The organism is Microbacterium festucae (assembly GCF_025421715.1).
Lineage (GTDB): Bacteria > Actinomycetota > Actinomycetes > Actinomycetales > Microbacteriaceae > Microbacterium > Microbacterium festucae.
This window is the reverse complement of record NZ_JAOEFC010000005.1, coordinates 1-13,656: the sequence shown is the minus strand read 5'-3', so window position 1 is coordinate 13,656 and position 13,656 is coordinate 1. Positions and strand designations below refer to the sequence as shown.

Sequence of the window (13,656 nt, the reverse complement as noted above, 5' to 3'; positions counted from 1 at the left end):
CCGCCGACTCTAGGCGACCCCGCGCTCCCCGGCATCCGGGTCGAGCCGCCGGTGTCGCCGTCTCCGGTCCCTGCCGCCGTCATCGGCGGCGCCACCCCAGACAATAAGGTTGGACAATGACCTATTCGGTCGCCGTCTCCGGCGCTTCCGGCTACGCCGGCGGTGAGATCCTGCGGTTGCTCGCCGCTCACCCCGATGTGCAGATCACCACCGTCACCGCGCACTCCAACGCCGGCGACCCGCTCATCGACCATCAGCCGCACCTGCGCTCGCTCGCGCACCTGGTGCTCGAGCCGACCACCCCCGAGGTGCTCGCCGGCCACGACATCGTCTTCCTCGCGCTGCCGCACGGCCAGTCGGGGCAGTACACCGACGCGCTGGCCGACACCCCGCTGGTCATCGACGCGGGCGCCGACCACCGGCTCACCTCGGCCGCCGCGTGGGAGCAGTTCTACGGCGGCCCGTTCCACGACCCGTGGACCTACGGCGTGCCCGAGCTCCCCGTCGCCGGCGGCACGCAGCGCGCCCGTCTGGCGGGTGCCCGCCGCATCGCGGCACCCGGATGCAACGCCTCCACCGTCGCGCTGAGCCTCGCCCCGGGCGTCGCCGCCGGCGTGATCGACCCGTCCGACATCGTCAGCGTGCTGGCGGTCGGACCCTCCGGCGCCGGCAAGAGCCTCAAGACCAACCTCCTCGCCGCCGAGATCCTCGGCTCGGCCAACCCCTACGCCGTGGGCGGCACGCACCGACACATCCCCGAGATCCAGCAGGCGCTGACCGGCGCCGGCGCCACCGGCCCGGTGCGCGTGTCGTTCACCCCCGTGCTGGTGCCGATGGCCCGCGGCATCCTCGCCACCTCGTCGGCCCCGATCGCGGGCGGCGCCACCGACGCGCAGATCCGCGCGGCGTGGGAGGACGCCTACGGCGACGAGACCTTCGTCACCCTCCTGCCCGAGGGGCGCTTTCCGCGCACCGCCGACGTGCAGGGGGCCAACACCGCGCTCATGGGGCTCGCGATCGACCGCGCCGCGGGGCGCGTCGTGGTGGTCGCCGCCGTCGACAACCTCGTCAAGGGCACCGCCGGCGCTGCCATCCAGTCGATGAACATCGCCCTCGGCCTCCCCGAGGCCACGGGCCTGAGTGTGAACGGAGTGGCACCGTGAGCGTCACCGCAGCGCAGGGATTCGAGGCATCGGGCGTCGCCGCGGGGCTGAAGTCCACCGGCAAGTCCGACGTGGCCGTCGTCGTCAACCGCGGCCCGCTGAAGGTGGGGGCGGCCGTCTTCACCTCCAACCGGGCCAAGGCCAACCCGATCCTGTGGTCGCAGCAGGCCGTGCAGGACGGCGTGGTCGAGGCGATCGTGCTCAACTCCGGGGGAGCGAACTGCTTCACCGGCTCGTTCGGCTTCCAGACCACGCACCAGACCGCCGAGAAGGCGGCCGAGCTGCTCGGCGTCAGCCCCGGCGACGTGCTCGTGTGCTCCACAGGGCTCATCGGCACCGGTGACGAGGTGTTCCGAGCCAAGGTGCTCGCCGGCACCGAACAGGCCATCGCCACCCTCGACCCCGACGGCGGTGTCGCCGCCGCCGATGCCATCATGACCACCGACTCGGTGCGCAAGGTGGCCACGGTCACCGCAGACGGGTGGACGATCGGCGGCATCGCCAAGGGTGCCGGCATGCTGGCCCCGGGTCTGGCGACGATGCTCGTCGTGCTCACCACCGACGCCGTGCTCACCTCGGCCGAGGCCGACGCCCACCTGCGCGCGGCCACCCGGGTCAGCTTCGACCGGCTCGACTCCGACGGCTGCATGTCGACCAACGACCAGGTGACCCTGCTGGTCAGCGGCGCGAGCGGCGTCACTCCCGAGGCTGCGGCCTTCCGCGCCGCCCTCACCGAGCTGTGCGCCGACCTCGCCGTGCAGCTGCAGGGCGACGCCGAGGGCGCCAGCCACGACATCACCATCGAGGTCGTGGGCGCCGCCGACGAGGCGGATGCCGTGGAGGTCGGCCGCTCGGTCGCCCGCAACAACCTGTTCAAGGCGGCGATCTTCGGCAACGACCCCAACTGGGGCCGGGTGCTGGCGGCCATCGGCACCACCGCAGCCGAGTTCGACCCGTACGCCGTCGACGTCTCGTTCAACGGCGTGCGACTGTGCAGCGCCGGCGCCCCCGACCGCCCCCGCGAAGAGGTCGACCTCACCCCGCGGGCCACGAGCGTGCTCATCGACCTGAAGGCCGGCCAGCACAGCGCGGTCATCCGCACCAACGACCTCACCCACGACTACGTCCACGAGAACAGCGCCTACTCGTCATGACCGACCTGCAGCAGACCACGCCCGAAGAGGCGGCCGAGAAGGCCGCCGTGCTCATCGAGTCGCTCCCGTGGCTCAAGCGCTTCCGCGAGCAGATCATCGTCATCAAGTACGGCGGCAACGCCATGGTGTCCGAAGAGCTGCAGAACGCGTTCGCCCAAGACATCGCCTACCTGCGCTTCGCCGGCGTCCACCCGGTGGTCGTCCACGGCGGCGGCCCGCAGATCTCGCAGATGCTCGACCGCCTGGCGATCCCGAGCGAGTTCAAGGGCGGCTACCGCGTCACCTCCACCGAGGCGATCAGCGTCGTGCGGATGGTGCTCACCGGTCAGATCAACCCGCAGCTGGTGGCCCGCATCAACACCCACGCCCCGTTCGCCGTCGGCCTGTCGGGCGAAGACGCCGGGCTCTTCGGCGGCCGTCGCCGCGGAGTGGTGGTCGACGGGCTCGAGCACGACCTCGGACACGTCGGCGACGTCGTCACCGTCGACCCGCAGCCCGTGCTCGACCAGCTGGCCGCCGGCCGGGTGCCGATCGTCTCGTCGATCGCCCCCGACCTCGACAACCCCGGGTCGTCGCTCAACGTCAACGCCGACGCGGCCGCGGCCGCCCTCGCCGTCGCCCTCGGCGCGACCAAGCTCGTCGTGCTCACCGATGTACCGGGGCTGTACGCCGACTGGCCGAACCGCGACTCGCTGGTCTCGCACCTGACGGCATCCGAGCTGCGCCGACTGCTGCCGACGCTCGAATCGGGGATGATCCCCAAGATGCAGGCGTGCCTGGATGCCGTCGACGGCGGCGTCGACACGGCCGCCATCATCGACGGCCGTCAGCCGCACTCGGTGCTCGTCGAGATCTTCACGGAAAAGGGAATCGGAACCGAGGTGGTGGCGTCATGAGCGACGCGATGGAGTGGCAGCAGGACGTCGGACGCGACCTGATGGCGAGCACGGGCGACCGCCTGGCCCTGCTCGTGCGCGGCGAGGGCGCGTCGGTGTGGGACGCCGACGGCCGGCGCTACCTCGATTTCCTGGCCGGCATCGCCGTCAACTCGCTCGGTCACGCCCACCCGGTGTTCGTGGATGCGCTGGCCCGCCAGGCGGCGACCCTCGCGCACGTCTCCAACTACTTCGCCACCCCGCCGCAGCTCGAGCTCGCCGCGCGGCTGAAGCGCCTGGCCGGCACCGGCCCGGAGGGGCGCGTGTACTTCGGCAACTCGGGCGCCGAGGCCAACGAGGCCGCGTTCAAGCTCGCGCGGCTGCACGGCGGCGCCGACCGGCCCCGCATCCTGTCGCTGCGCGACGCGTTCCACGGGCGCACGATGGGCACGCTCGCCCTCACCGGCAAGCCCTACATGCAAGAGCCGTTCGCCCCCATGACCCCGGGGGTCGAGCACATCGACACCACCATCGAGGCGCTCGAGGCCGCCCTCGACGACCGCGTCGCGGCGCTGTTCGTCGAGCCCATCAAGGGCGAGGCGGGCGTCATCGATCTGCCGGAGGGGTTCCTCAGCGCGGCGCGCGAGCTGACCTCCCGCCACGGGGCGCTGCTCATCGTCGACGAGATCCAGACCGGTGCCGGACGCACCGGCGAGTGGTTCGCCTTCCAGCGTGACGGCATCACCCCCGACGCCATCACGGTGGCCAAGGGCATCGGCGGCGGCTTCCCGATCGGCGCGCTCATCACCTTCGGGGCCGCGAGCGAGCTGTTCTACCCCGGCACGCACGGCTCGACCTTCGGCGGCAACGCGCTCGGCACCGCCGTGGCCTCCGCGGTGCTCGCCGAGATCGAGGATGCCGGGCTGGTGGCCAACGCCGCCGCGCGCGGGGCGCAGCTGCGCGAGGTGATCGACGGTCTCGACTCGAGCCTGGTCGAGCAGTGCCGGGGCGCCGGACTGCTCATCGGCATCGGCCTGCGGCATCCGGTCGCCAAGGCGGTCGTCGCCGCCGCGCAGGAGCATGGGCTCATCGTCAACGCCGCCAACGACACCACCATCCGCCTCGCGCCGCCGCTGACCATCGGCGACGTCGAGGTCGACGAGTTCGCCGACCTGTTCGCCCAGGCGCTGCGCACGGTCGAGAGCGCTCTGCTGCTCGACGCCGACGCCACCGACGACATCCACACCGAGGAGCCCGCATGACCCGCCACCTGCTGCGCGACGACGACCTGACCCCCGCCGAGCAGTCCGAGATCCTCGATCTCGCGGTCGAGCTGAAGAAGGACCGGTGGGCCCAGAAGCCGCTGGCCGGTCCGCAGACGGTCGCGGTCATCTTCGACAAGTCCTCCACGCGCACCCGCGTCTCCTTCGCGGTGGGCATCGCCGACCTCGGCGGCTCGCCGCTGGTGATCTCCACCGCCAACAGCCAGCTCGGCGGCAAGGAGACCCCCTCCGACACCGCGCGCGTGCTGGAGCGCCAGGTCGCCGCGATCGTGTGGCGCACCTACGCGCAGGCCGGCCTCGAAGAGATGGCACGCGACACGCGCGTGCCCGTGGTCAACGCCCTCTCCGACGACTTCCACCCCTGCCAGCTGCTGGCCGACCTGCTCACCATCCGCGAGCACAAGGGCGAGCTGAAGGGCCTCACCCTCGCGTTCTTCGGCGACGGCAAGTCGAACATGGGCCACTCCTACGTGCTCGCCTGCGTCACCGCCGGCATGCACGTGCGCGTCGCCTCGCCCGCCGACTACGCGCCGCGCGAAGACGTCGTGGCCGATGCCGACCGCATCGCGGCGACCACCGGCGGCTCGGTGACGCTGTACACCGACCCGCTCGAGGCGGCTGCCGGTGCCGACGTCGTCGTGACCGACACGTGGGTGTCGATGGGCAAGGAGGAGGAGAAGCTCTCGCGCCTGCGCGACCTCGGGCAGTACAAGGTCACCGGCGAGACCATGGCGCTAGCCGACCCCGAGGCGATCTTCATCCACTGCCTCCCGGCCGACCGCGGCTACGAGGTCGACGCCGACGTGATCGACGGCCCGCAGAGCGTCGTGTGGGATGAGGCCGAGAACCGGCTGCACGCGCAGAAGGCCCTGCTGGTCTGGCTGCTGCGTCAGTCCTGACCCGCCCGTGCCGGCGATCGCCCTCGATGCCCCGTCGCGACTGGCGGGGGTCGATCTGGCGCGGGGTCTGGCCGTGCTGGGGATGCTCACCGCGCACCTGATCGATCTGCCCGATCTCGTGTGGGGCGACCCGTCGACCTGGCTCGCGCTGGCAGACGGCCGCTCGTCGATCGTGTTCGCCACGCTCGCGGGCGTGTCGATCGGGCTGATGACCGGGGGAGCGGTGCGCCCGGGCGCCGGAGGGCTCGTCACCGCCGGAAAGCGGATCGCGGTGCGCGCGGTCATCCTGCTGCTGCTGGGCGTCATGCTCATCGCCACCGGGGTGCCGGTCTACGTCATCCTCCCCGCCTACGCGCTGCTGTTCGTGCTGGCGCTGCCGCTGCTGGCGCTGCGGGCGCGCACGCTGTGGGTCATCGCCGGGGTCACGGCGCTGGCGATGCCGTGGCTGCAGCCGGTGCTCGACGCGCCCGACATGTGGCAGACCGTCGCCGGCAACGACCTGGCGCTGCTCATCGGCTGGCACTACCCGTTCACGGTGTGGTTCACCTTCCTCGTGGCGGGCCTGGCCGCCGCGCGCAGCGACCTGCGGCGCACGCGCACGCAGGTCGCCCTGGCCCTCGGGGGCGCGGCCGCGGCCCTGGCCGCCTACGGGGCGGATGCCGTCGGCACCGACCCCGGCGGCTACCTCGGCGAGGTGTGGACGGCGCAGCCGCACTCCAGCGGACTGCTCGAGGTGATCGGCTCGGGCGGCTGGGCGCTGCTGACGATCGGGCTGTGCCTGCTGGTGTGCCGCACCGCGGTGCGCTGGGTCGTGCTGCCGCTGCGCGCGGTCGGGTCGATGCCGCTCACCGTCTACGTCGGGCAGATCGTGGTCTGGGCGATCGTGGCCGCCGTCGTCCTCGGCGACACCGGAGACCTCGACGGCTTCCGCGCCCTCGAGCTGCTCGGGCCGTTCCTGCTCACGACCCTCGTCGCCTGCACCGCGTGGGCGCTGCTGCTCGGCCGCGGCCCGCTCGAGCGCGGCATCGCCGCCCTGACCTCCCGCATCCACTGACCCCGCCCACCCGCCGTGCCGCGGCGGGGCGGCGTTGCGGGAGGCGGAGGGCGGGAGGGGGCGGCGGGTAGTCTGGGGCGGTGACAGACAACAGCGCGCATGGCACGAACGAGGGAGCACTCTGGGGCGGCCGGTTCGCCTCGGGTCCGTCACCGGAGCTGCAGGCACTCAGCCGTTCGACGCACTTCGACTGGACGCTCGCGCCGTACGACCTCGCCGGCAGCCACGCCCACGCGACGGCGCTGCACGCGGCGGGTTACCTCACCGACGACGAGGCGGAGCGCATGCACGCCGGCCTCGACGCGCTCGGTCGCGCCGTCGCCGACGGCATCCTCGTCGCCCGTCCCGAGGACGAAGACGTGCACGGCGCTCTCGAGACCGCACTCATCGCCGAGGTCGGCGCCGAGCTCGGCGGCAAGCTGCGCGCCGGCCGCAGCCGCAACGACCAGATCGCGACGCTCGTGCGGCTGTACCTGCGCGACCACGCCGCGCTCATCGCGCGCGACGTGCTGCGGCTGGTCGACGCGATCGTCGCGCAGGCCGAAGCCCACCCGGATGCCATCATGCCGGGGCGCACGCACCTGCAGCACGCGCAGCCGATCCTGCTGGCCCACCACCTGCAGGCCCACGCCTGGCCGCTGGTGCGCGACCTCGAGCGGCTGCGCGACTGGACGGCGCGCGCGTCGGTGTCGCCCTACGGCGGCGGTGCGCTGGCCGGGGCGACCCTCGGCCTCGACCCGCAGCTGGTCGCCAACGAACTCGGCCTCAGCCGCCCCGCCGAGAACTCGATCGACGGCACGGCCGCCCGCGATGTGGTCGCGGAGTTCGCGTTCATCGCCGCGATGATCGCCGTCGACCTGTCGCGCTTCGCGGAGGACATCATCCTCTGGAACACGCGCGAGTTCGGCTTCGTCACCCTCGACGACGGCTACTCGACGGGGTCGAGCATCATGCCGCAGAAGAAGAACCCCGACATCGCCGAGCTCGCCCGCGGCAAGGCGGGGCGCCTCATCGGCAACCTCACCGGTCTGCTGGCGACGCTCAAGGCGCTGCCGCTGGCGTACAACCGCGACCTGCAGGAGGACAAGGAGCCGGTCTTCGACTCCGTCGCCACCCTCGAGCTCGTGCTGCCCGCCTTCGCCGGCATGGTCGCCACGCTGCGCTTCGACACCGAGCGCATGGCGGCGCTGGCGCCCGAGGGCTTCTCCCTGGCCACCGACGTCGCCGAGTGGCTCGTCAAGCGCGGTCTGCCCTTCCGCGACGCCCACGAGGTCTCGGGCGCGCTCGTGCGCGCGTGCGAGCAGCGCGGCATCGGGCTCGAGGATGCCGACGACGCACTGCTGCTGTCGGTGTCGGAGCACCTCGACCCCGCCGTGCGGGAGGTGCTGTCGATCACCGGGTCGGTGGCCTCGCGCACGGGGGCCGGCGGCACCGCTCCGGTGCGGGTGGCCGAGCAGCGGCTGCACCTGGTCGAGCGGGCCCAGCAGGCCGCGCAGGCCGTGCACTTCTGATCAGCCCTGACCCGATCATTCGAAAAGATAACCTCAGGACTGATATTCCGCGCAGATAAGCGTTACGCTTCTCGCATGGACATCGCTGTGATCGCCGACATCGTCGGATCGCGCCAGGCCGCCGATCGCGCCGCCGTGCAGCGTGCGATCGAGACCACCGCCCGGCGCGTCGACCGTGAGGGCCCTGCGGCCCGCACGCCCCTCGCCGCCACGGTGGGCGACGAGTTCCAGGCGGTCTATCCGAGCCTTCCGGCCGCGCTCGCGGCGTTGCTGCTCATCCAGCTCGATCTGCCCGACGGCGCCTCGTGCCGGTTCGGCATCGGGGTGGGGCAGCTGCGCGAGGTCGCCGCGACGCCGGTGGCCATCGCCGACGGCCCCGGCTGGTGGGCGGCGCGCGACGCCATCGAGCAGGTCCACGCCCTGCAGGATCGCGCCGTGCCGAGCGCGCGCACGCGCATCGTCGGAGCCCCGGAGGAGGATGCCGACATGCACGCGCACCTGCTCTACGCCAACGCCTACCTGCTCGCGCGCGACGAAGTGGTCGGCGCCATGAGCGAGCGCGCGCGCCGGCTCACCTACGGGCGCTGCCTCGGGGTCACCCAGCGCGACCTCGCGCAGGCCGAGGGCATCTCGCAGTCGGCCGTGTCGCAGGCCCTGCTGCGCGCCGGGTCGGGGGCCGTGGTCGCCGGCTTCGCGGCGCTGACGGCCGAGGCGGCGCGATGATCGGCGCCGGGCTCGTCCTCCTCGCCGTCGGCGGGGCCGACCTCATCCGCCTGTCCGCGCCGCGCCGCGCGCGCGGCGTGCTGTTCGCCCTGGCGGCCCTCCTCCTGATCATCGGCTCTGCCGGGGCGGATGCCGCGGTGTGGGCGTTCGTCGCCATCGCGGTGGCGGCCCTGTGGCTCGTGGCCATGCCGCACCGCCGCGGCGGCCGGGCGGGGCTCTGGCCGGTGGTGCTCGTGGCGGCGGTGTGCGCCGGCGCGGTGGCGGTGGGAGGCGTGCGCGCCGATCAGGGACCGCTCGGGCAGCTGTGGCCCGTGGCCACGCCGCTCGGCGCCGTCAGCCTCGACGTGGCGGTGCTCGTCGTCGGGGCGATGGTGTTCCTCCTCGAGTCGGGCAACGTGATCGTGCGCGCCGCGCTGCAGAGCGGCGACGTCGCCGACGACGAGCAGCGCCCCATGCTCAAGGGCGGGCGGCTCATCGGCCCGCTCGAGCGCCTGCTGGTGTTCGCGCTCTCGCTCACCGGCGCCTTCACCCTGCTGGCGGCGGTGCTCGCCGCGAAGGGCATCGTGCGCTTCCCCGAGATCTCCCGCGACGGCGACGGCGGCGTGCGCGCGGAGTACTTCCTCGTCGGCAGCCTGGTGAGCTGGGTCACTGCGCTGGCGGCCGCCTTCCTCATCTGGTGGGGGCGCGGCTGACCCCCGCCGGACCGGCGCGAGGGTTGCCCACCCGGGCGATCCCCGCGACGATGGGGCCATGGCCAAGGTGGAGCACTTCGAGATCCCCGTCGACGACATCGCCCGCGCGCAGGCGTTCTACAAAGACGTCCTCGACTTCGACTATCAGCCGTGGGGGGAGGAGATGGGCATGCTGAACCAGCCCGACGGGCAGGGCATCAACGGCGATCTGCATCAGCGCGGCGGGGTGCCGCATCCGACCGTCGTGTTCACCGTCGAGCGCATCGAAGACGTCGTGGCGCGGGCCGTGGCCCGCGGCGGCGAGCAGATCGGCGAGATCCAGCCCCTCGGCGAGGATTCGCGCTGGGTGTACATCCGCGACAGCGAGGGCAACGTCATCGGGCTCTACGACGAGGTCGCCGTCGCCTGATCCGGGCGGCACGCGCCGCGCTGATAGCCTGAAACGCGTGTCTGAAACCGTCGTGAAAGCGCTGGCGCCCGCCAACGACCCCACCTTCGAGAACGTGTGGGACGAGATCGTCTGGCGTGGCCTGGTGCACGTGTCCACCGATCAGGAAGCCCTGCGCACCCTGCTGTCGGGAGACCCGATCACGTACTACTGCGGGTTCGACCCCACGGCGCCGAGTCTGCACCTGGGAAACCTCGTGCAGCTGCTGCTGCTGCGCCGTCTGCAGCTGGCCGGGCACCGGCCGCTGGGCCTCGTCGGGGGATCGACGGGTCTCATCGGCGACCCGCGCCCCACCGCGGAGCGCACGCTCAACACCAAGGACACGGTGGCCGAGTGGGTGGGCTACCTGCGTACGCAGGTGGAGCGTTTCCTGAGCTTCGAGGGCGACAGCGCCGCGCGCATGGTCAACAACCTCGACTGGACCGCGCCGCTGAGCGCGATCGACTTCCTGCGCGAGATCGGCAAGCACTACCGCGTCGGCACGATGCTGAAGAAGGATGCCGTCGCTGCGCGCCTGAACTCCGAGGCGGGCATCAGCTACACCGAGTTCAGCTACCAGATCCTGCAGGGGCTGGACTTCCTCGAGCTCTACCGGCAGTACGACTGCGTGCTGCAGACCGGCGGCAGCGACCAGTGGGGCAACCTCACCAGCGGCACCGACCTCATCCACCGCGTCGAGGGCGCCTCCGCCCACGCGATCGGCACGCCGCTGATCACCAACACCGACGGCACCAAGTTCGGCAAGAGCGAGGGCAACGCGATCTGGCTGGATGCCGCCATGTGCAGCCCCTACCGGATGTACCAGTTCTGGCTGTCCACCGCCGACGCCGATGTGGTCGATCGCCTGAAGATCTTCACGTTCCTCACCCGCGACGAGATCGAGCAGTACGCCGCGCTGGTGGCCGACGAGCCGTTCCGCCGTGCCGCGCAGAAGCGCCTCGCCCTCGAGGTCACCACCTTCGTGCACGGTGCGGATGCCGCCGCGGCGGTGGTCGCGGCATCCGATGCGCTCTTCGGTCAGGGCGACCTGTCGACGCTCGATGCGGCGACCCTGCGGTCGGCGCTCGACGAGCTGCCGCACGCCGAGGTGCCCGCCGGCACGTCGGTCGTGCAGGCGCTGGTCGAGACGGGGCTCGTGGCGAGTCTGTCCGAGGCGCGGCGCGCGATCGCGCAGGGCGGGGTGTCGCTGGACGGCGTGAAGGTCGACGACGAGGCGACCGGCATCGCCGGGTCGCTGCCCGGCGGCGTGTCGGTGTTGCGTCGCGGCAAGAAGACGCTCGCCGGCCTGTTCGTCAGCGCCTGACGCCGGCCCATGCCGTTCACGCCGTCGCACGCCGTCGTGGCGCTGCCGTTCGTGCGCACGCCGCTGCTGCCGGCGGCGATCGCGGTGGGGGCGATGACCCCCGACCTGCCGCTGTTCCTGCGCGGAACGCCGCTGACCTACCAGGCGACCCACACCAACGTGCTGCTGTCGGGCCTGGTCGCCCTGGTGCTGCTGGTGGCCTGGTACGGCCTGTTGCGCCCCGCCGTGCGCGAACTGTCGCCGGACTGGCTGGCCCGGAGGCTCCCGGAGGAGTGGGATGCCGTCGGCGGCGCCGCCTGGCGCAGCGTGCGGATGCCGCGGACCGGCGCGCGTCACGAGGTATGGCGGGAGCCGGTGGTGTTCGCGGTGCTCGTCGCCGCCTCCCTGCTGCTGGGTGTCGTCTCGCACATCGTCTGGGACGCCTTCACGCACGAGGGGCGCTGGGGGGTCGCGCTCGCACCCGGCCTGGATGCCGCGTGGGGGCCGCTGCCCGGATACAAGTGGCTGCAGTACGCGTCGGGGGTGCTCGGGCTCGCGGCCCTGGGCATCGCCGCGCTCGTGTGGCTGCGGCGACGCGCGTCGTCGTCGGCGCTGCACCGCGTGTTCCCTGCCGCGGTGCGGTGGCTGTGGTGGCTGTCGCTGCCGGTGACGCTCGTCGCCGCGTGGCTGATCGGTCTCGCCGCCTACGGCCCGATCACCGCCGACTGGACGGTGCAGCACCTCGCATATCGCGTGCTGCCCCCGGCGTGCGCGGTGTGGGGGGCGATCACGGTGGTGCTGTGCGTGATCGTGCTCATCCGCCGCGCCCGGCGCTGACCGGCTCGTCGAACGGTTCGTCCCACCGCGGCTCGTCCTCGCCCCAGGGGCGCGGCGCCGCGAATCCGCGGCCGCCGAGCCGGATGGGCGGTGCCGCAGTGATCACGCTCCGTCCGCCCACGGTGAAGTGCTGCAGCCGACCGGTGGCATCCGGCCGCGCGTCGGCCGGCTCGGCGCGGGGTGTGCGCGCTCTGCCCAGCAGCTCGGCCGCCACCCGCCGCAGCGATGTCTGCGCCAGCCACGATCCGCCCTCGGCGGCCCGTCGCCGCAGCAGTCGCAGCACTGCCGCAGCCATGAGGAAGCCCGCGCTGTAGTCGAGGGCCTGGGCGGGCAGCGCGCCCGGAGCATCGGCGTCGCCCTCGATCCACGAGATCCCGCTCGCCGCCTGCACGATGCTGTCGAATCCGCGCCGATCGGCCTGCTCCCACGCGCGCAGCTCGGCGACGATCACGCCCGGGCGCTGTGCGGCCAGGGCAGCGGGTGACAGTCCCAGGCGCGCGAGCGCGGCGGGGCGGTAGCCCAGCACGACCACGTCGGCCGACGCGAGCAGCTCATCCCAACGGGCCCGTCCCGTCGCCGTGCCGATGTCGAGCAGCGCGGAGCGCTTGCCGTGGCCGGTGAGCACGTGCTGCCAGGCGATCTCGGGGAGCGCCGGCGGGTCGATCCGCAGCACGGTCGCGCCCCACAGCGCCAGGGTCTGGGTGCAGGTCGGGCCGGCCAGCACGCGGGTGAGATCGAGCACGCGGATGCCGCGCAGCGGCGCATCACGCGGGGGTGCGCCCACGCGGGCGTGCACGGCACGCGCCGGGGCGTCGCCGAGCCGGGACAGTCGCACGAGGGGGAGTGAGCGCAGCGCCGCGTCGCGGGCGGGGTCCTCCCGTGCCACCACCGCGCACAGTCCGCCGGCCCGGGCGACGGCGGCCGAGACCTCCGCGGCCGGCAAGGTCGCCATCCGCACGGCCGCCTCGGCGCGACCGGCCTCCGCGGGGAGCATGAGCGCCTCCCGCAGCGCGCGGGCGTGGTGCGGGTAGTTGCCGTGGGTGCGCACCCACCCGTCACGACAGGCGAAGAAGCCCGAGAGCTCGGCGAACGGGGCAGGGCGCTCACCCGCGATGCGCAGGTGCCGCTCCGCCGTGTAGGCGAGCGCCACCGCCTGCGGGTCGACCGGCGGGGGAGCACTCCCGATCTCCGCGACCGCTGCGGCCAGGTTCTGCACGCACGCCGCGGCGAAGCCGGCGACGTCGGTGTGAGCCGGCAGCGGCACGCGATCGTCCATGCGCACACGGTACGCCGACCCGCGGAAACACGCGCGACACGCCCGGGCGGACGGCGTGATTTGGCACCGTGCCCGATCCCACGTAATGTTCTTGTTGTTCGCCCCACAGGGAAGAGCGAGAAGCCGAAAGGCCTCGCCCCCTCAAGCGGAGAACCACTCCCCACCGAAAACTTCTCGCAAGAGGAGCGGCACGCATGTGCTAAGGTAGGGATCCGGTTTCCATCACGGAGCCAGGGACCACTGAACGATCTCGATCGTTCGAAGCGCCGGCTCCATCGATACGAAACCACAAACAGGAAGTTGCCCCGTGGGCGAGGTCGAGAGACTGAGCAGCGGGAGCATCCGATCCTTGAGAACTCAACAGCGTGCACTTGTCAAATGCCAAATAACCTCGACTCCATCTTTTTGGTGGGGTGAGATTCCTTTGGATCAAGTCCAATCCTCTCTTGTGGGGGGTTG

The 13,656-nt window shown here is 72.5% G+C and carries 13 protein-coding genes; 12 read left to right on the top strand and 1 reads right to left on the bottom strand.

Features of this window, described 5'->3' with window-relative positions; genetic code table 11:
- Window positions 1-116 precede the first annotated feature (116 nt).
- From argC to N3K63_RS14280, 12 genes are all read left to right on the top strand, one after another.
- Entirely contained in the window at window positions 117-1,163 is a 1,047-nt protein-coding gene (gene argC, locus N3K63_RS14335) for an N-acetyl-gamma-glutamyl-phosphate reductase (RefSeq protein ID WP_261580889.1), read from the top strand.
- Window positions 1,160-2,317, top strand: coding sequence for a bifunctional glutamate N-acetyltransferase/amino-acid acetyltransferase ArgJ (argJ, locus tag N3K63_RS14330; RefSeq protein ID WP_261580888.1), 1,158 nt, complete (start codon window positions 1,160-1,162; stop codon window positions 2,315-2,317). Before argC ends, argJ begins: the two co-directional genes overlap by 4 nt.
- Window positions 2,314-3,213 (top strand): acetylglutamate kinase, encoded by a 900-nt coding sequence (gene argB, locus N3K63_RS14325; protein ID WP_261580887.1) that lies wholly within the window; start codon window positions 2,314-2,316, stop codon window positions 3,211-3,213. Before argJ ends, argB begins: the two co-directional genes overlap by 4 nt.
- On the top strand, window positions 3,210-4,454 hold the full coding sequence (locus tag N3K63_RS14320) for an acetylornithine transaminase (RefSeq protein WP_261580886.1): 1,245 nt from the start codon (window positions 3,210-3,212) through the stop codon (window positions 4,452-4,454). Before argB ends, N3K63_RS14320 begins: the two co-directional genes overlap by 4 nt.
- The gene (gene argF / locus N3K63_RS14315) at window positions 4,451-5,374 is read left to right on the top strand and encodes an ornithine carbamoyltransferase (RefSeq protein ID WP_261580884.1); all 924 of its coding nucleotides are present in this window, start codon (window positions 4,451-4,453) and stop codon (window positions 5,372-5,374) included. The genes N3K63_RS14320 and argF overlap by 4 nt, the downstream gene beginning before the upstream one ends.
- 7 nt (window positions 5,375-5,381) lie before the next feature.
- The gene (locus N3K63_RS14310; RefSeq protein ID WP_261580883.1) at window positions 5,382-6,428 is read left to right on the top strand and encodes a DUF1624 domain-containing protein; all 1,047 of its coding nucleotides are present in this window, start codon (window positions 5,382-5,384) and stop codon (window positions 6,426-6,428) included.
- A gap of 80 nt (window positions 6,429-6,508) precedes the next feature.
- Complete coding sequence (gene argH / locus N3K63_RS14305; protein WP_261580882.1) at window positions 6,509-7,939, top strand: argininosuccinate lyase; 1,431 nt, start codon at window positions 6,509-6,511, stop codon at window positions 7,937-7,939.
- A gap of 75 nt (window positions 7,940-8,014) precedes the next feature.
- On the top strand, window positions 8,015-8,662 hold the full coding sequence (locus N3K63_RS14300) for a SatD family protein (protein ID WP_261580881.1): 648 nt from the start codon (window positions 8,015-8,017) through the stop codon (window positions 8,660-8,662).
- Window positions 8,659-9,354: a hypothetical protein gene (locus N3K63_RS14295; protein ID WP_261580880.1), complete on the top strand. Its 696-nt coding sequence runs from the start codon at window positions 8,659-8,661 to the stop codon at window positions 9,352-9,354. Before N3K63_RS14300 ends, N3K63_RS14295 begins: the two co-directional genes overlap by 4 nt.
- Window positions 9,355-9,412: 58 nt before the next feature.
- On the top strand, window positions 9,413-9,763 hold the full coding sequence (locus N3K63_RS14290) for a VOC family protein (protein WP_261580879.1): 351 nt from the start codon (window positions 9,413-9,415) through the stop codon (window positions 9,761-9,763).
- A gap of 37 nt (window positions 9,764-9,800) precedes the next feature.
- The gene (gene tyrS / locus N3K63_RS14285; protein ID WP_261580878.1) at window positions 9,801-11,105 is read left to right on the top strand and encodes a tyrosine--tRNA ligase; all 1,305 of its coding nucleotides are present in this window, start codon (window positions 9,801-9,803) and stop codon (window positions 11,103-11,105) included.
- A gap of 9 nt (window positions 11,106-11,114) precedes the next feature.
- The gene (locus N3K63_RS14280) at window positions 11,115-11,921 is read left to right on the top strand and encodes a DUF4184 family protein (RefSeq protein ID WP_261580877.1); all 807 of its coding nucleotides are present in this window, start codon (window positions 11,115-11,117) and stop codon (window positions 11,919-11,921) included.
- Here the strand turns inward: N3K63_RS14280 and N3K63_RS14275 are convergent.
- Window positions 11,899-13,197 (bottom strand): CoA transferase, encoded by a 1,299-nt coding sequence (locus N3K63_RS14275; protein WP_261580876.1) that lies wholly within the window; start codon window positions 13,195-13,197, stop codon window positions 11,899-11,901. The genes N3K63_RS14280 and N3K63_RS14275 overlap by 23 nt on opposite strands.
- Between the last annotated feature and the right edge of the window lie 459 nt (window positions 13,198-13,656).